Source organism: Actinophytocola sp. KF-1, assembly GCF_054661535.1.
The window spans coordinates 319,963-335,686 of the sequence record NZ_BAAFVK010000004.1; the positions used below are offsets into that span (position 1 = coordinate 319,963).

16 protein-coding genes are annotated in these 15,724 nt (G+C 73.6%); 6 read left to right on the plus strand and 10 right to left on the minus strand.

The genetic code is table 11. The features are described 5' to 3' along the window. Window positions 1-36: 36 nt before the first annotated feature. Entirely contained in the window at window positions 37-867 is an 831-nt protein-coding gene (locus ACYQ77_RS14615; protein WP_459711360.1) for a MerR family transcriptional regulator, read from the minus strand. Between the two features lie 23 nt (window positions 868-890). Then, on the minus strand, window positions 891-1,454 hold the full coding sequence (locus ACYQ77_RS14620) for a CGNR zinc finger domain-containing protein (protein WP_459711362.1): 564 nt from the start codon (window positions 1,452-1,454) through the stop codon (window positions 891-893). A 32-nt stretch (window positions 1,455-1,486) separates the two neighbouring features. On the opposite strand from ACYQ77_RS14620, the gene ACYQ77_RS14625 reads away from it, so the two are divergent. Continuing rightward, window positions 1,487-2,824 carry an MFS transporter gene (locus ACYQ77_RS14625; protein ID WP_459711364.1) on the plus strand — a complete coding sequence of 446 codons (1,338 nt, stop codon included), beginning with the start codon at window positions 1,487-1,489 and terminating at the stop codon, window positions 2,822-2,824. 121 nt (window positions 2,825-2,945) lie between these two features. Beyond that, window positions 2,946-3,602 carry an HNH endonuclease family protein gene (locus ACYQ77_RS14630; protein WP_459711366.1) on the plus strand — a complete coding sequence of 219 codons (657 nt, stop codon included), beginning with the start codon at window positions 2,946-2,948 and terminating at the stop codon, window positions 3,600-3,602. Between the two features lie 8 nt (window positions 3,603-3,610). Here ACYQ77_RS14630 and ACYQ77_RS14635 read toward each other — a convergent pair whose 3' ends face one another. The 3 genes from ACYQ77_RS14635 to ACYQ77_RS14645 form a co-directional block, all read right to left on the minus strand. Beyond that, the gene (locus ACYQ77_RS14635; protein WP_459711368.1) at window positions 3,611-4,246 is read right to left on the minus strand and encodes a TetR family transcriptional regulator; all 636 of its coding nucleotides are present in this window, start codon (window positions 4,244-4,246) and stop codon (window positions 3,611-3,613) included. Window position 4,247: 1 nt separating this feature from the next. Further along, window positions 4,248-5,651, minus strand: coding sequence for a fatty acid desaturase (locus tag ACYQ77_RS14640; RefSeq protein WP_459711370.1), 1,404 nt, complete (start codon window positions 5,649-5,651; stop codon window positions 4,248-4,250). A gap of 81 nt (window positions 5,652-5,732) precedes the next feature. Further along, window positions 5,733-6,542 (minus strand): DUF1206 domain-containing protein, encoded by an 810-nt coding sequence (locus ACYQ77_RS14645; protein ID WP_459711371.1) that lies wholly within the window; start codon window positions 6,540-6,542, stop codon window positions 5,733-5,735. 182 nt (window positions 6,543-6,724) lie between these two features. Here ACYQ77_RS14645 and ACYQ77_RS14650 point away from each other — a divergent pair, with 182 nt between their 5' ends. Next, window positions 6,725-8,317: a glycosyl hydrolase family 18 protein gene (locus ACYQ77_RS14650; RefSeq protein ID WP_459711373.1), complete on the plus strand. Its 1,593-nt coding sequence runs from the start codon at window positions 6,725-6,727 to the stop codon at window positions 8,315-8,317. Window positions 8,318-8,412: 95 nt separating this feature from the next. On the opposite strand, the gene ACYQ77_RS14655 is transcribed toward ACYQ77_RS14650, so the two are convergent. Continuing rightward, complete coding sequence (locus ACYQ77_RS14655; RefSeq protein WP_459711375.1) at window positions 8,413-9,033, minus strand: dihydrofolate reductase family protein; 621 nt, start codon at window positions 9,031-9,033, stop codon at window positions 8,413-8,415. Between the two features lie 75 nt (window positions 9,034-9,108). Between ACYQ77_RS14655 and ACYQ77_RS14660 the strand changes: the two genes are divergently transcribed. Both ACYQ77_RS14660 and ACYQ77_RS14665 read left to right on the plus strand, forming a co-directional pair. Beyond that, window positions 9,109-9,996 carry a LysR family transcriptional regulator gene (locus tag ACYQ77_RS14660; RefSeq protein WP_459711377.1) on the plus strand — a complete coding sequence of 296 codons (888 nt, stop codon included), beginning with the start codon at window positions 9,109-9,111 and terminating at the stop codon, window positions 9,994-9,996. An 85-nt stretch (window positions 9,997-10,081) separates the two neighbouring features. Further along, window positions 10,082-11,356, plus strand: a complete 1,275-nt coding sequence (locus ACYQ77_RS14665; RefSeq protein WP_459711379.1) for an NAD(P)/FAD-dependent oxidoreductase — start codon at window positions 10,082-10,084, stop codon at window positions 11,354-11,356. A 9-nt stretch (window positions 11,357-11,365) separates the two neighbouring features. On the opposite strand, the gene ACYQ77_RS14670 is transcribed toward ACYQ77_RS14665, so the two are convergent. The 4 genes from ACYQ77_RS14670 to ACYQ77_RS14685 are packed head-to-tail and all read right to left on the minus strand — an operon-like array spanning window position 11,366 to window position 14,655. Further along, window positions 11,366-12,436, minus strand: coding sequence for an ABC transporter substrate-binding protein (locus ACYQ77_RS14670; RefSeq protein ID WP_459711382.1), 1,071 nt, complete (start codon window positions 12,434-12,436; stop codon window positions 11,366-11,368). Further along, window positions 12,436-13,179: an SDR family NAD(P)-dependent oxidoreductase gene (locus tag ACYQ77_RS14675; RefSeq protein ID WP_459711384.1), complete on the minus strand. Its 744-nt coding sequence runs from the start codon at window positions 13,177-13,179 to the stop codon at window positions 12,436-12,438. The genes ACYQ77_RS14670 and ACYQ77_RS14675 overlap by 1 nt, the downstream gene beginning before the upstream one ends. Next, window positions 13,172-14,374, minus strand: coding sequence for an AMP-binding protein (locus tag ACYQ77_RS14680; protein ID WP_459711386.1), 1,203 nt, complete (start codon window positions 14,372-14,374; stop codon window positions 13,172-13,174). Before ACYQ77_RS14680 ends, ACYQ77_RS14675 begins: the two co-directional genes overlap by 8 nt. After that, window positions 14,371-14,655: a phosphopantetheine-binding protein gene (locus tag ACYQ77_RS14685; RefSeq protein WP_459711388.1), complete on the minus strand. Its 285-nt coding sequence runs from the start codon at window positions 14,653-14,655 to the stop codon at window positions 14,371-14,373. The genes ACYQ77_RS14680 and ACYQ77_RS14685 overlap by 4 nt, the downstream gene beginning before the upstream one ends. Window positions 14,656-14,787: 132 nt before the next feature. On the opposite strand from ACYQ77_RS14685, the gene ACYQ77_RS14690 reads away from it, so the two are divergent. Continuing rightward, the gene (locus ACYQ77_RS14690; RefSeq protein ID WP_459711390.1) at window positions 14,788-15,300 is read left to right on the plus strand and encodes a GNAT family N-acetyltransferase; all 513 of its coding nucleotides are present in this window, start codon (window positions 14,788-14,790) and stop codon (window positions 15,298-15,300) included. The last annotated feature ends 424 nt before the right edge of the window (window positions 15,301-15,724 follow it).

Here is a 15,724-nt window from a genome sequence, read left to right on the forward strand (position 1 = left end):
CCCCCGCGGGGCGAAACGATGCGGAACCGACGCGGGTCACCCGGTCAGCGTCGCCAGCGCACCGGTGAGGCTGCCGAGGTGCTCGGCGCCGCGCCGGGACGGCCAGCCGGGACCCGCCGTCATCACGCGCACCGGGAAGCGGCGCAACCGCCGCAGCACGGCGGGATCGGCGGTCTCGGGCCGGTGCGCCCACAGGACGACCACGTCGGGGCACGCCGTCCGCACGGCCTCGAGCAGGCTGCCGGCGGGCACGGCGGCACCCAGCACGCGCGCAGGCACCCGCCGTTCCGCCAGCGCCGCCGCCAGCGCCTCGAGCGGCAGGGAGTGCAGTTCGCCGTCGGTGCACGCGAGCATGACCGCGGGCGTGCCCGCGCAGTGCGGCGTGCCGCGGTGCAGCGCGGACGCGATCCCCCACGACAGCACGTGCTCGTGCGGGATGCACGACTCGCCCCCGGCCAGCTGGCGCTCCTCGACGTCGGCGAGCGCGGGCCTGCAGACCTCGTCCCACGCCGTGACCACCCCGAACGCCTGGACCGTCTCGGCGACGATGGCGCGGCAGGCCTCGTTGTCCAGGCGGCGCGCGGCGTCGACCAGCCGCGCCAGTGCGCGCGGCGGCCCGGCAGGCGACCCGCTGACGGCCTTGGCCGCGTCCGAGGCGAGCATCCCGGACTCGATCAGCTCCCGCATGTGCTGGAGCCGCACGATGTCGTCGGCGGTGTACCGGCGGTAAGCGCCCGCCCTGGCCGCGTGCGGCCCGACCCCGTACCGACGGTGCCAGGAACGCAGGGTCGTCTCGGCGACGCCCAGGACCCGCGCCACCTGGCCTGCCGTGTACACACGGGTCGCGTCGTCACCTGCCCCGAGCACACGCACATCATCCCATCGCACCGTCACCGGCGGCGGGCGGCGCGGCGGGCCACGTACTTGCGGATCTTCTCGTGGGTGCCGCAGTCGTTCATCGCGCACCAGCGGCGGCTGCCGTTGCGCGAGCGGTCCAGGAAGAGCCACGGGCAGCCGGCGCACTGCTTCACGCGGTGAACGTCCTGGCTGGTGAGCAGGCGTTCCGCCGCGTTGGCGACCGGCCACAGCATCGCGTGCGGCGCTGTCGTGTGCGCCCACGACAGCGCGTGCGCGTCGTCGAGGGCCGAGTGCGCGACCGCGTCGGCGGCGTACGGGCGCAGCGCCTCCCACCCGGGCCGCTCCCCGGCGGCGACCGCGCAGAAGACCTCGTTCAGGACGTCGCGCAGCGCGTGCGCCTTGCGCACCGCGGCGGCGGACCGCTGCACGACGGCGGCCTGCTCGGCCGTCAGCGCCCCGGTGCGCAGTGACCACCGCACCAGGTCGTCGTGGGTCGCGATGTGGTCGTGGCGTGCCGGGCCGAGCGGGTCGTCCACCGTGTTCGCGAAGTCCAGCGCGAGGTGGCCCGCGACGATCGGCAGCTCCCTTGTTTCCATCGTAACGCAGTTTACCAGTTACAGTTACCACCATGACGCGTTTGACTGGAAACCAAGGCGTCGTCTGCGTGGCGCAGTTCGTCGTGGTCCTGGACGTCACGATCGTGACCACCGCGCTGCCGTCCGTCGGCGCGTCGCTCGGCTTCACCCAGGGCGGCCTGTCGTGGGTGATCACGGCCTACACGGTGGCGTTCGGCGCGCTGCTCGTCCCGTGCGGCCGGGTCGCCGACCTGGTCGGCGCACGGCGTGCTTTCCGTTGGGGGGTCACGGTTTTCGTCGCCGCGTCGGCCGCGTGCGCGCTCGCGTGGTCGCCGGGGGTGCTGATCGCGGCACGGGCCGTCCAGGGCGTGGGCTCGGCCCTGTTGTCGCCCGCCGCGCTGGCGTTGCTCACCGCGATGACGGAACCGGGCGCGGCCCGCCGCCGAGCCGTCGGCTGGTGGACGGCCGCGGCGGCCTGCGGCGGCGCGAGCGGGTGGGTGCTCGGCGGGCTGCTCACCGACCTGCTCGGCTGGCGCGCGGTGTTCTGGGTGAACGTGCCGATCGGCCTGGTCCTGTTGCTCGCCAGGGGGTTGCCCGCCGGCCACCGCACGCCGGGCGTGCGCCTGGACGTGCCGGGCGCGGTGGCGGTCACCGCGGCGACCGGGCTGCTGGTGCAGGGCCTCACCAGCACGGGTGAGCACGGCATCGGCGCGCTCCTGAGCTGGCTGCCGCTGGTGCTGTCCGCCGGGACGGCGGTGTTCCTGGTGTGGTGGCTGCGGCGCACCGGTGACCCGTTGCTGCCGGTGACGCGCACGGCGGCGGGGCCCGCGCTCGTCGCGCTCGCGCTGACCGCGACCACCACGCCCGTCATGTACCTGGCCACCCTGTACGTCCAGGAGGTCGCGCACCTCCCGCCCGCCCGGGCGGCGCTGCTGTTCCCGGTGTTCAACGTCGCGGTGGTCGCGGGCTCGCTGGCCGGTCCCGCCGTGCTGCGCGCCGCGGGCGCCCGGCGCACCGTCCTCAGCGGATTCGTCCTGGTCGCCGCGGGTGCCGCACTGTTCACCGCGCTGCCTGGCGACGGCCTGCCGACCGCGTTGCTGCTGACCGGGTTCGCGTCGATGGGCGCCGGGCTGGGCGCCGCGTCCGTCGCCGCCACCCACACGGGCACCGAGGCGGTCGAACCGCGGCGGCAGGGCGTGGTCTCCGGGGTGCTGAACTCCTCCGCCCAGCTGGGCACCGCGCTCGGGCTGGCGGTGCTCACCCCGGTCGCGACCACCCCGGACCGCTTCCCGCTGGGGTTCGCGGGCGCCGCCGTGCTCGCCGTGGCCGCGATGTGCGTGGCCCCGCTGCTGCCTGCGCGCACGCGTGACCGGGTCACGGCAGGCGGGTGAGCAAGACCCCGTCGGACGAGACGACCAACGCGCTCGTCCGGTCGGCGCAGCGGCCGCCCGCTCGTCACCACGGCACGCGATCCATGCGGCAGGCTCGAAGCGTGGAACCCTTGGAGGCGACATGAAAACCCGCCCCACCGTGCTCCTCATCGCTGCCGCGGCGATGGTGCTCAGCGGGTGCGAACAGCTCCAGCAGGCACTGCCGCGGCCGAGCGCGTCCGCACCGCCCGCGGGGCCCGCGAACACGCTGCTGGCACAGCTGCAGGTGCTGCCGGAGGACACCGGTGCGCACTACGACCGCGACGCCTGGCTCACCGACTGGGCCAGGACCGGCGAGTGCAGCACCCGGGAAACCGTGCTGCGGCAACAAGGTCAGGGCGTCCGGGTGGACGCGCGGTGCGCACCGACCGCGGGCACGTGGCGCAGCCCGTACGACGGCGTCACGACCTCCGATCCCGGCGAGCTCGAGATCGACCACGTCGTGCCGCTCGCCGAGGTGGCGCGGTCCGGCCCGGCCGTGGACGGGCGGCGCCAGCGCCCCGGCGACTGGCCGGTCGCGCAACGGACGGCGTACGCGAACGACGTGTACGGCCTCGTCGCGGTGACGTCGTCGAGCAACCAGAGCAAGTCCGACGACGACCCGGCCAGGTGGCTGCCCACGGCGGACCGGTGCGGCTACGTGGACAAGTGGGTGCGGGTCAAGAAGAAGTACAACCTGTCCGTCGACCAGGCGGAGCACGACGCGATCGCGACCGTGCTCGCAGGCTGCCCGGCCTGACCGCCGGATCAGCGCCCCGCGTAACGCAACGGCTTGGCCGCCTCGGCGTCGAGCAGCCGGGCGGCCAGCCAGGCGATGGCGTCCGCGGTGCCTGCCGGGGTGTCCGACGGCTGCATCACGTGGCTGAGCACGGTGCGCACGACGATGTCGATCAGCGCGGCGACCTGTTCCCTGGGCAGCGGCGGCCGGTAGGGCTCGACGCGGTGGGCCAGCATCGTCTTCGCCTCGGCGAGGAGGCTGCCGGCCCGCGTGGTCAGCAGCGGCAGCAGCTCGGTGTCGGCGCCGTGCGTCGCGGACACGATGGCACGCAACAGGATGTTGCCTTCCGCCAGCTCGAGGACGCCGCGGACACCGTCGTGGATCGCCTCGACGAGGTCGCCGGGGTGGCGGTCGAACGCGTCGCGCACGACGGCGAGGAACCGGCCGAGCTCGTGGGCGATCATGGCCTCCGCGAGCGCCGTCTTCGTGCCGAGTTCGTTGTAGACGGTGCGGCGGCTGACCCCGACGATCTCGGCGAGCCGGTTCATGGTGACCGCCGCCCAGCCCTCCGCGGCCGTCAGGTCGATCGCGGCGGCGATGATCGGCCCGCGGTGGTGGCCGCCTGCCGACGGCGCCGAGGAGAGGGCTGGGCTCACGACGGCCATCCTAGGCCGCCCTCCCCCGGCCGGGCGCGACGAAGTCGACCTTCTCCCGCACCCCGCAGTCGGGGCAGCACCACGAGTCGGGGATCGCCGACCACAGCGTCCCGGCGGGGAAGCCCTCGCGCGGGTCGCCGACCGCCTCGTCGTACACGTACCCGCAGCCGGGGCACATGCCACCGTCGGTCGCGTCGCCGCGGGTGTCGGCGGCGGTGGGTTCCGCCGCGTGGTCGGCGACCCCGTACCTGGCAAGGACTTTCGCGCGTTTCGCCGGCTGGATGTTCGCGCGGCTGATGTCGCCGGCGAAGTGGGCGAGCACGCGCGGGTCCATCACGCGCCGCCACAGCGGCGGGACGAGCGCGAGCACGATCATCCCCGCGTACCCCGTCGGCAGCACGGGTGACTCGGGGAAGTCGCGCAGCGTCTGGTACCTGCGCGTCGGGTTCGCGTGGTGGTCGCTGTGCCGCTGCAGGTGGTACAGCAGGACGTTCGTGGCGATGTTGTTGGAGTTCCAGCTGTGGCTGGGGTTCACCCGCTCGTAGCGGCGCCGGTCGGGCGGGCCCACCTTCTGCCGCAGCATCCCGTAGTGCTCCATGTAGTTGACGATCTCGAGCAGCGAGAACCCGACCACCGCCTGGATCAGCAGGTACGGCAGGAGCCCGGCGCCGAGCCACGCGATCAGCGCGCCCCACAGCACCGCGGACATCAGCCACGCGTTGACCACGTCGTTGCCCAGCCGGTACGGGTGCCTGCCGCGGCGGGCGTAGCGCTTGCGCTCCAGCCGCCACGCGGACGTGAGCGACCCGGCGACCGTGCGCGGCCAGAACCGGTAGAAGCTCTCGCCGACGCGGCTGCTGGCCGGGTCCTCCGGCGTGGCCACCCGCACGTGGTGGCCGCGGTTGTGCTCGATGTAGAAGTGGCCGTAGAAGCTCTGGGCCAGCGCGATCTTCGACAACCAGCGCTCGTGGCTCTCCTTCTTGTGCCCCAGCTCGTGCGCGGTGTTGATGCCGATCCCGCCGATGCAGCCGATCGACACGGCGAGGCCGACCTTGTCCACGACGGACAGCCCGCTGCGGGCGAGCAGCCAGCACGCGGCGCCGAACCCGAGGTACTGGATGGGCAGGAACGCGTAGGTGATCCAGCGGTAGTACCTGTCGTTCTCGAGCCGCTCGAGCACGTCGTCCGGCGGGTTGCCGCGGTCGAGCCCGGCGACGAGGTCGATCACCGGCACGACCACGAGGATCACGATGGGGCCGAGCCAGAACCACACGCCCCAGCCGGTCACGGCGTGCATCCCCATCGCGAGGAACGCGAGCGACGGCACGACCAGGCCGATCACCCACAGGTAGCGCTTGCGGTCGGTCCACGTCCCGGACGAGCCGGGTGGCACCGTCCCCGTCGTCGCGGTCATCGGAACCTCCTCGTTGAGATTCACAAAAGAGTACGACTTGTGCAGAGCGATGCACAAGAGCGCGACTTTTGTGAAGCGAGGTCAGCCCACCCGCCGGTACCGCGCGTCGAAGAACGTGAACACGCCGAACGCGGCCAGGCCCGCGGCGATCACCACGAGGAGCACCGTGCCGTACGACTGGGCGGCGAGCGTCTTCAGCGCGACGTCCAGCCCGGTCGCCTTCGCCGGCGCGGTCCGGACCGCCGCGACCACCACCAGCGCGCCCGCGATCCCGTACACGCCGCCGAGCGCCGCGTAGCCGACCTGGCCGAGCCGGAGGACGGCCGTCCGGACCGGGCGGCCCGCCTGCCCGAGGTGGTGCTCCTCGGCGAACCGCTTGGTCACCCCGTGGCGGACCACGAACAACCCGGCGACGACGATCAGCACCCCGATCGCGACGACCACCGGCTTGCCCCACGACTGGGCGAGCAGGTGCCCGACGAGACCGAGCTGCGCCTCGTCGGTCGACGACGCGGGCGAGCCCGCCGCGAGCTTGCCCGCGCTGAACGCCAGGTACCCGAACAGGACCGCCTCGCCGAGGTTCATGAGCCGCAGGCTGGTCCGGTGCCCGGTGACCGCCTCGAACAGCTGCCACAGCGCGCTCACCCCGAGCCCGGCGGCGATCAACCACAGGACCACGTCCCCGCCCGCGTTCGCCGACAGCGACTGGAGCGCCCCGGTCTTGTCCGCCTTGCCGACCCCGTCGCCGTCCAGGTCGCCGAACGCGACCTGGAGCGCCAGCCAGGCGACCAGCAGGTGGACGACCCCGTAGGCCACCAGCCCGAGGCGCACCACCGCCTGGACGGGTGCGGTTCCGGCAACGTCCTGGTGCACCGCGCGCGCTCCGCTCATGGACGAACCGTACGTCCCGCGCATTCACCGCGCTCGCCACCAAAAGGAGTAGACGGGACGTTTGCGACCCGCTTCGCGCTACTCCATTCGAGTGAAGCCATGGTCTAGACCTTGTGTTGTATTTGGTCTAGACCACACATTTTGAGGCAATGCTTCCCTGCCATCGCTCAACGAGGAGACCGATGAGAAGACCGTTATGGCCCCATGTCCTGGGGATCTGCACCGCGACCGTCGCGCTCGTCCTGGGGGTCACCGTGGCGCCCGCGAGCGGTGCGGGCGGTGTGTCGGCGACCTTCACGAAGGGGTCCGACTGGGGCACCGGGTACGAGGGCAAGTACACGATCACCAACGGCACGACGACCGCGCGGTCGTCGTGGCAGGTCGAGTTCGACCTGCCGTCCGGCCACCGGATGTCGAGCCTGTGGGACGGCAGCTACACCGCGAGCGGCCAGCACGTGACCGTCAAGGGCACGTGGAACGGCACCATCGCACCGGGTGCCTCCGTCAGCTTCGGCTTCAACGTGGCCTACACCGGCGCGTACGCCCCGCCGCTCAACTGCAAGCTGGACGGCGGTTCGTGCAGTGCGGGCGACACCCCGCCGCCCACCGACCCGCCGCCGACGGACCCGCCGCCGACCGACCCGCCGCCGAACCCCGGTGGCGCCAAGAAGCTCGGCTACTTCACGCAGTGGGGCGTCTACGGCCGCCAGTACTTCGTGAAGAACATCAAGACGAGCGGTTCCGCGTCGAAGCTGACGCACATCAACTACGCGTTCGGCAACGTGACCAACGGCCAGTGCGTGCTCGGCGACACCTACGCCGACTACGACATGGCCTACACCGCGGCCAACAGCGTCGACGGCGTCGCCGACACGTGGGACACCGGTGCGCTGCGCGGCAACTTCAACCAGCTGCGCAAGCTCAAGCGCGAGTTCCCGCACATCAAGGTGCTGTTCTCGTTCGGCGGCTGGACCTGGTCCGGCGGCTTCGGCCAGGCCGCGCAGAACCCGGCGGCGTTCGCCGACTCCTGCTACCGGCTGGTGGAGGACCCGCGCTGGGCCGACGTGTTCGACGGCATCGACATCGACTGGGAGTACCCGAACGCCTGTGGTCTGACCTGTGACAGCAGCGGGCCTGCCGCGTTCAAGAACCTGATGCAGGCACTGCGTGCCCGCTTCGGCACGGGCAACCTGGTCACCGCCGCCATCACGGCCGACGGCTCGAACGGCGGCAAGATCGACGCGGCCGACTACGGCGGCGCCGCGCAGTACGTCAACTGGTACAACGTGATGACCTACGACTACTTCGGCGCGTTCAACCCGCAGGGCCCGACCGCCCCGCACTCGCCGCTGACGTCGTACACCGGCATCCCGCAGGCCGGCTTCAACTCCGACGCGGCGATCCAGAAGCTCAAGAGCAAGGGTGTCCCGGCGAGCAAGCTGTTGCTGGGCATCGGGTTCTACGGGCGCGGCTGGACCGGCGTCACGCAGGAAGCGCCGGGTGGCACCGCGACGGGCGCCGCACCGGGCACGTACGAGGCGGGGATCGAGGACTACAAGGTCCTCAAGAACCGTTGCCCCGCGACGAAGACCATCGCGGGCACGGCCTACGCCAAGTGCGGCAGCGAGTGGTGGAGCTACGACACCCCCGCGACGATCCGCGGCAAGATGTCCTGGTCCAAGACCCAGGGCCTCGGCGGCGCGTTCTTCTGGGAGCTGTCCGGCGACACCACCAACGGTGAGCTGATCACCGCGCTCAGCGGCGGCCTCGGCTGACCGACCCCCTGTGACCGCAGCCCTTGTGAGCGGGTTCCGGACCGCTCACAAGGGCTGTTCCACGTCATCGGGTGCGGTGGCGGTCCTCAGGCGGGTCAGCGCACCACGCGGTAGACGAGGTGGGTGACCGAGCGCGCGGCCCGGGACGACACCTGCTCGAGGTTCAGCGGCGGCACGCCGTCGAACAGCCGGGTGCCCGCGCCGAGCGTGAACGGCGCGATGTGCAGCCGCAGCTCGTCGATGTGGCCCGCGGCGAGGTACTGGTTGACGGTCGTCGCGCCGCCGTGGATGGAGATGTCGCCGTCCCCGGCCGCCTCCCGCGCCCGCTTGAACGCGGCCTCGATCCCGTCGGTGACGAAGTGGAACGTGGTGCCGCCGTCCATCGGCCGCGGGTCGCGCGGGTGGTGGGTGAGCACGAAGACCGGGCCGTGGTACGGCGGGTTGTCGCCCCACCAGCCCGTCCAGTCCCGGTCCCACTCGCCGCGCACCGGGCCGAACATGTTGCGGCCCATGATGAACGCCTTGGCCGTCATCATCCGCTCGAACTCGGCCGGGTGCTCCTCGGGCCCTTCGGCGAACCAGGCGTGGAGCTTGTCGCCCCAGCCGTCGCCCCCGTCGTCGCCGAACGGCCGCTGCTCCGACTGGTTGTGACCCGCCGCGTACCCGTCGAGGGTGATCGTGAGATCGCAGGTCACCTTGCCCGTCCGTGTGCTCATGGCACCAGCATGGTGCCGCCCGGGGTATGACGTCCAATGCCAGATCCGATGTCATCCCATTGATACCGTCGATGAATGCTCAGCCTGGTGCACCTCAGGGTCCTGTCCGCGGTGGCCCGGCACGGCTCGGTCACCGAAGCGGCGAAGCAGCTGCACTACTCCCAGCCGTCGGTGAGCCACCACCTGTCCCGCCTGGAGGCGGCCACCGGCGTCAAGCTCGTCCAGCGGATCGGCCGCGGGATCCGGCTCACGCCGGAGGGGCGGCTGCTGGCCGACCGGGCCGCCGAGATCATGGGCCGCGTGGACGCGGCGGCCAACGAGCTGGCCGCCCAGGCCGGCCTGCGGGCGGGGCAGGTGCGGCTGGCCGCCAACGCCTCCGCGCTGAGCACGATCGTGCCGAGGGCGGCCGCCGCGCTGGGGCGGGTGCACCCGGGGCTCCGGCTGAGCCTGCACGAGCAGCACCCGGTGGAGGCGCTGCGGATGCTGCGGCACGGCGAGATCGACGTCGCGGTCGTCTTCCGCCACGCGCACGCCCCGGTCGACGAGGACGGCGTCCGCCTGCGCCACCTCGGCGACGACGCGCTCTTCCTCCTCAGCACCCGGGAGGACGACAGCCTCGCGGACCACCGCGACTCCACCTGGATCGGCGGGTGCGCGCGGTGCCGGGACGAGCTGACCGCCGTGTGCCGGGAGGCGGGCTTCACCCCGCGCATCGCCGCGCACAGCGACGACATCGTGGTCGTGCAGGCCCTCGTCGCCGCGGGCATGGGCGTCGCCACCCAGCCCGGCCTGGCACTCCAGGCCCACCGCAGGCCGGACGTCCACGCCACGGAACTCGCCGGCTCCCGGCGCACGATCCACGCCGCCACCTACGGCGACCCGCCGGACCCGCCCGCCGTCGCCGCGGTCGTCGCCGCGCTGGCGGAAGCGGCGCACCCACCACCGGTCGCGCCGCGCCCCTGACCAGCGCCACCCCCGGTGCGCTCGTCGTGCCGGACCGTCCGGCCTGCTGTTCACTGGGGCGCAGGGCACGGGACGAGGTGAGGGCATGGAACCGGACGTCGACGTCGTCGTCGTGGGGGCCGGGCTGGCCGGGCTCGCGGCCGCCGTGCGGCTGCACGACCACGGCGTGGCGGTGGCGGTGTGCGAGGCGGGCGACGACGTCGGCGGCCGGGTGCGCACCGACCGGGTCGACGGGTTCCTGCTCGACCGGGGCTTCCAGGTGCTCCTGCCCGCCTACCCGGAGGTCCGCCGCGTCGTGGACGTCGACGCGCTCGACCTGCGGCCCTTCGCGCGGGGCGCGGTCGCCGTCACCGCCGGGGGCCGCTACCACCTGCTGCCGCCGTGGCAGGCGGACTCCGCGACGGCCGCGGTCAGGGCGGCCGCGCGGTACGCGCTGGGCAGGCCCAAGGACGTCGCGGGGCTCGGCGCGCTGTCGCTCCGGGACCTCGCCGCCCCCGAGTCGCTGCTGCGCGGCCAGTCCCCCGACCGGTCCATCCGCGACGAGCTGGCGCGCTGGGGCGTCTCGCCGCGCACCGTGCGCGAGGTTCTCCGCCCGTTCCTCGCCGGTGTGTTCCTCGACCCGGAGCTGAGCGGCTCCGCCCGCGTGTTCCACCTGATCTGGCGGTGCTTCCTGCGCGGCGGCGGCGCCGTCCCGAACGGGGGCATGCACGAACTGCCGCGGCAGCTGGCGGCCGCGCTGCCCGCCGGGACGGTGCGGACGAACCACGTGGTCGAGCAGCTCAAGGGCACCGCCGTCCACCTCGCGGACGGGGGCGTGCGCCACGCGCGGGCGGTGGTCGTCGCCACCGACGGCGCGACCGCGCACCGGCTGGTCCCCGCCGTGCCCGCCCCGGCCTGGCACGGCGTCACCACCTGGTACTTCGCCGCGCCGCCGGGCGGCGAGGCGACCTCGGCCCTGCTGCTGGACGGCGCGTCCGGCCTGCTCGTCAACACGGCAGTCGTCAGCGCGGTCGCCGACGGCTACGCGCCGCCCGGCACCGCCCTGATCACCGCGTCCGTGCCCGGCCGGGCGGACGAGGACCCGGACCTCGAGAAGCGGGTCCGCGCGCGGCTGGGCGCCATGTACGACCGCGACACCCGGGACTGGGAGCTGGTGGGGCGGTACGCGATCCCGCACGCGCTGCCCGTCACCCCGCCGGGGCAGCCGCTGCGCAGGCGGACCCGGTTCGGCCCGGCCGTCTACGTGTGCGGCGACCACCGCGACTCGGCGTCCATCCAGGGCGCGCTGGTGTCCGGCCGGCGCGTCGCGGACCGCGTGCGCCAGGACCTGTTCAGCGGGGTCCGCTCCGCGGGGCACTAGCCAGGACCGTCAGCCGGAGTGGCGCACCCGGAAGCGATCGGGTGCCGCCGGGTCGCGGTCCACGACCTGGATCGGCGGCCACGCCCACTGCCACACGCTGATGCCCGGCGTGCGGGTGAACCGGATCCGTCCCCGGGTGCCCTCGACGTCCACGCCCGGCCACGCCGCGGCGACGCGTGCCCGGTCCACGCCGTGCGCACGCAGCACCTCGGCGAGGACGGTGACCGTGTCGTAGCCCTCGAGGGCGACGAACGAGGGCGCGCGGGCCAGCCGCGCGCGGAGCGCGGTCGCGACGCGGGTGCCGAGCGGGGTCAGGTGCTCGGGGAGGTAACGCAGGAACGGGATCCCGGCGCCGTCCTCGCCCAGCGCCGCCGCCCATTCGGCGAACTCCGGCTGCCCGGCGGGCGCACCGATCAGAACCCCGGCCAGGCGCCGGTCGCGGCGGACCGCACGGACGATCGGCACCGCCGGGTCCGGGTGGCCGGCGAGCAGCAGCAGCGCGGTCGCGCCGCTGTCGGCGAGCGCGTCGCACACGGCCTCCGGCGTGGTCACGTCGAAGGCGGTGACCGTGCCGCCGCGGGGCGCGAGGTGCTCCCGCAGCACGCGCGTCCCGGCCGCCCAGTAGACGCTCGGCTGCGCGGCCACGGCGATCCGGCTGTGCCCGGCGCCGAGGAGGAAGTCCGCGTAGCACCGCCACCCGCGGGACTGCGGCGGGGCGAGGCGCGCGACCCGGTCCGTCGGCTCGTCGGTGAGCGCGTCGAGCACCGCGGACGAGCACAGGAACGGCACGTCGAGTGCGTCGGCCCGCGCGGCGGCGGTGCGCGCGACGACGCTGTGGTACTCCCCTGCCAGCGCGGTCACGCCGGCGGCGGCCAGCTCGTCGACGGCCGCGGCGGTCCGCTCCGGGTCGGCCGCGGTGTCCCGGACCAGCAGCTCCAGCGGCCGCCCCGCGACGCCGCCCGCCGCGTTGACGTCGTGCACGGCCAGCTCGAGGCCCGCGCGCAGGTGCGTGCCCGCCTCGACCCAGCCGGGCCTGCTCAGCGGAACGAGGGCACCGATCCGCACCGGTGGCACGCCCATCAGACGGTCGAACCGCCGTCGATCGTGATGACCTGCCCGTTGACGTTGGTGTGCTCCAGCAGCAGCATCCGGACCACCGGGAGGATCTCCTCCGGCTCGGTGAGGTGCCCGCTCGGCGTGCGCGCCACCATGCTGCCGAGTTGCTCCTCGCTCAGCATGGACGACAGCTCGGAGCGGAAGAACCCGGGCGCCACCGAGTTCACCAGCACCCGCCCCCGCAGCTCCCGCGCGAGCGCACGGGTCGCCGCGTCCATGCCGCCCTTCGTCGCCGAGTAGGTGACCAGGCCGGGGAACCCGCGCTGGGCGCAGATGGAGGTGATGTTGACGACGCGGCCGCTGCCGCCCCGGCCGAGGATCCGGCGCACCACGAACCGGGTGAGGACCAGCGGCGCCGTCAGGTTGGTCTCGACGATGCGCGCGATCCGGTCGGGCGCCGTGTGGGCGTGCAGCGCGTCCTGGCCGATCGCGGCGTTGTTGACCATGCCGTCGACGGGCCCCAGGCGGGACTCGGCCGCCTGCACGAACTCCCGGCCCGCGGCGGTGTCGGTGACGTCCACCGCACCCGCGAACACGTGCTCGGGGTGCTGCTCGGCGAGTTCCGCGAGCTCCGGCGAGACCGTGCGGGCGAAGGTCGCGACCCGTACGTCCCTGGCCAGGAGGTCACGCACGATCGCCAGCCCCAGGCCGCGCGACCCGCCGCTCAGCAGGACGGTCCGTGCCGGGGGCACCACGTTCTCAGGCATCGCTCTTCAACGTCTCCTTCACGGGGACTCGGTCGAGGAACCGGATCAGGCGCGGCACCGCGGGCTCCTCGAGCCGCGCCGCGCACCACGCGACCAGCTCGGCCTCGCCGGGCCCGTCCGGGCCGGGCACCACCTCGGCGACCACGACCTGCCCGACGAGCGGCGCCCTGCGTGCCCGCACACCCGCCCACACGACACCGGGGTGGCTGTTGAGGACGTCGCGCACGGCCGAGGCGGACACCTTGGCGCCGCCCACGTTGATCTCGTCGGCGCCGAGCCTGCCGACGATGTGCACGCGACCGTCGGCGATCCGCACCCGGTCGCCGGTCCGGACCAGCGCGTCCATGCCCTCGGCCCGGTGCGGTGAGCCGACGAGGAGCTCGTCGCCTGCCACCGACAGCGTCACGCCGTCCGCGCGGTCGAGCCACTCGACGGGGAACCCGGCGCGGCCGTCGTGCACCACGATCGAGGCGCCGACCTCCGAGGACGCGTAGATCCAGGAGACGCGGGCGTGCGGGAACAGCTCGGTGAGCTGGTCGAGGATGGCCTGGTCGACCGGCTCACCGCCGAGCGTGATCTGCTCGAGCGGCACCCGGGACAGCGCGCCGGCGTCCTGGTGGAGCGTCCGCCGCCAGAAGGTCGGCGTGCCGGAGGCGGCGGTCACGCGGTGCCGGGCGGCGAGCTCCGGCCACGTGTCCAGGTCGGCCGGGTCGACCGCGACCAGGTGCTGGTCCGGGTGCGCCATGGCGAGCGTCACCATCTGCCACCAGGCGTAGGTGCCCGGCGAGTACGCGCACAGCCACACGCGGGGCGTCTGCGCGCCGCGGACGGTGGTCAGCGAGGCCACCGTGTGCGCGACCCGCTTCGGTCGTCCCGTGGAACCGGACGTCAGCAGCCACAGACGGCCCGGTGCCGGCGACCGGGCGGGCCGGTTCTCGACGACGGGCTCACCGCCGGTCCAGCGGACGATCGCGAACCCGTCGGCACGCAGCTCCGCCGCCATGTCGTCGTCGACCCTGGCCGCCGCGGCGAGCAGCATCTCCGACGTGGCCCGCGCGTGCCAGCGGGCGGCCGCGAAGGCCTGGTCCGCCGAGTCGACGAGCACCGCCGCGGGCGACGGCAGGTCCAGCGCGGGGAGCGTGGCCCAGGTCAGTTCGCCGTGTTCGCCGGCGATCCGGTTGTCGTCGACGGTCATCCTTCGCGGCCGGACGACTGCGCCTCCAGGGGCGCGGACTGCAGCTCGTCCATGAAGTCGAGCACGTCGCCGACGGTCGCGATGCGGCGGAGCCCGACCGCGTCGAAGTTCAGCTCGACGCCGATCTCGTCCTCGACGCGCAACGCGAGCTCGGAGAAGTTCAGCGACCGGAACCCGACCTGGCGCAGCTCGGCCGCGTCGTCGTCGAGGGACACCGCACCGGACGGTTCGACCACCCGCGCCATGAGCGCGCGGACCTCATCACGACTGAGCCGCTTCATGCCCCGTGCGGACCCACGACACGCGCCACGCCCGCCCTCCCCTCAATCCCGTTCGAGTCGGCGCCCGTGAGGATGCCACATGGCCCGGCACTAGTGTGGGCCCGCCAGCCGCACCAGCAGATGGAGAGGCCGATGCTGCGCCCCGCGACCGAAGCCGACCTGGACGTGATGCGGGAGTGGCGCAACCAGGAACCCAACCGGCTCGCGAGCATCAACAGCCACGAGATCAGCGCCGCCGAGCACCGCGCGTGGTGGACGAGGACCAGCGCCGACCCCACGCGCCGGGTCCTGGTCTTCGAGCGCGAGGACGGGCCCGCGGGCGTCGTCTCGTTCTTCGACCTGGACCTGGACGCGCCGCGGCGGTCCGGTGCGTGGGGCTTCTACCTGGACGCCGAGCGGCTCGAGGCGCGGGAGGAACTCGTGCCCGCCTGGATGTCGGTGATGCGCGAGGCCACCCGGTACGCCTTCGACGAGCTGCGCCTCGACGACCTGCACGGCGAGGTGCTGGCGGACAACGTCGCCGTGCGGAACATGAACCGCCTGTTCCGCTTCGTCGAGGGCGCCGGCCAACCGCGCGAGGTCGACGGCAGGCGGATCGTCGTGATCCCGATCCTCCTGCGCCGCGAGTCCCGCCGCCGCTCGTGACCGACGTCTCCTGGTGGGCCCTGTTGCCTGACCCGGCCATCGAGGAGGCGCCAACCCGCGGCTCGCGAACGTCCCGGAGTGTGCCGCTCCTTCGGGCAGACTGAAGGGGCCGCCGCGGTTGAACAGACAGGCCTCGCCTGGACGAGTCCCACCTCCGGGCGATCCCTGCCCGGACCAGCCATCGAAGAGGCGCCAACCCACGCTCGCGAACACCCCGGACTGCGCCACTCCCTCGGGCGGGCCGAGAAGGGCGGGGCCAGACCGCGAAGGCAAACCCCGACATGGCACCACGGTCGAACAGACAGACCTCGCGCCTGAACGAGTCCCACCTCCGGGCGATCCCTGCCCGGACCAGCCACCGAAGTGGCGCGCCACCGACCCTGCCGAGCCCACTCCCTCGAACCACCCCACCGCGAAACCAACC

Bases quoted from the DNA above. Each gene is read 5' to 3' on its own strand.
- ACYQ77_RS14630 (WP_459711366.1), top strand. From the start codon at position 2,946: ATGAAAACCCGCCCCACCGTGCTCCTCATCGCTGCCGCGGCGATGGTG.
- ACYQ77_RS14635 (WP_459711368.1), bottom strand. From the start codon at position 4,246: ATGGCCGTCGTGAGCCCAGCCCTCTCCTCGGCGCCGTCGGCAGGCGGC.
- ACYQ77_RS14660 (WP_459711377.1), top strand. From the start codon at position 9,109: ATGCTCAGCCTGGTGCACCTCAGGGTCCTGTCCGCGGTGGCCCGGCAC.
- ACYQ77_RS14640 (WP_459711370.1), bottom strand. From the start codon at position 5,651: ATGACCGCGACGACGGGGACGGTGCCACCCGGCTCGTCCGGGACGTGG.
- ACYQ77_RS14675 (WP_459711384.1), bottom strand. From the start codon at position 13,179: ATGCCTGAGAACGTGGTGCCCCCGGCACGGACCGTCCTGCTGAGCGGC.
- ACYQ77_RS14665 (WP_459711379.1), top strand. From the start codon at position 10,082: ATGGAACCGGACGTCGACGTCGTCGTCGTGGGGGCCGGGCTGGCCGGG.
- ACYQ77_RS14680 (WP_459711386.1), bottom strand. From the start codon at position 14,374: ATGACCGTCGACGACAACCGGATCGCCGGCGAACACGGCGAACTGACC.
- ACYQ77_RS14685 (WP_459711388.1), bottom strand. From the start codon at position 14,655: ATGAAGCGGCTCAGTCGTGATGAGGTCCGCGCGCTCATGGCGCGGGTG.
- ACYQ77_RS14620 (WP_459711362.1), bottom strand. From the start codon at position 1,454: ATGGAAACAAGGGAGCTGCCGATCGTCGCGGGCCACCTCGCGCTGGAC.
- ACYQ77_RS14670 (WP_459711382.1), bottom strand. From the start codon at position 12,436: ATGGGCGTGCCACCGGTGCGGATCGGTGCCCTCGTTCCGCTGAGCAGG.
- ACYQ77_RS14645 (WP_459711371.1), bottom strand. From the start codon at position 6,542: ATGAGCGGAGCGCGCGCGGTGCACCAGGACGTTGCCGGAACCGCACCC.
- ACYQ77_RS14690 (WP_459711390.1), top strand. From the start codon at position 14,788: ATGCTGCGCCCCGCGACCGAAGCCGACCTGGACGTGATGCGGGAGTGG.
- ACYQ77_RS14655 (WP_459711375.1), bottom strand. From the start codon at position 9,033: ATGAGCACACGGACGGGCAAGGTGACCTGCGATCTCACGATCACCCTC.
- ACYQ77_RS14650 (WP_459711373.1), top strand. From the start codon at position 6,725: ATGAGAAGACCGTTATGGCCCCATGTCCTGGGGATCTGCACCGCGACC.
- ACYQ77_RS14625 (WP_459711364.1), top strand. From the start codon at position 1,487: ATGACGCGTTTGACTGGAAACCAAGGCGTCGTCTGCGTGGCGCAGTTC.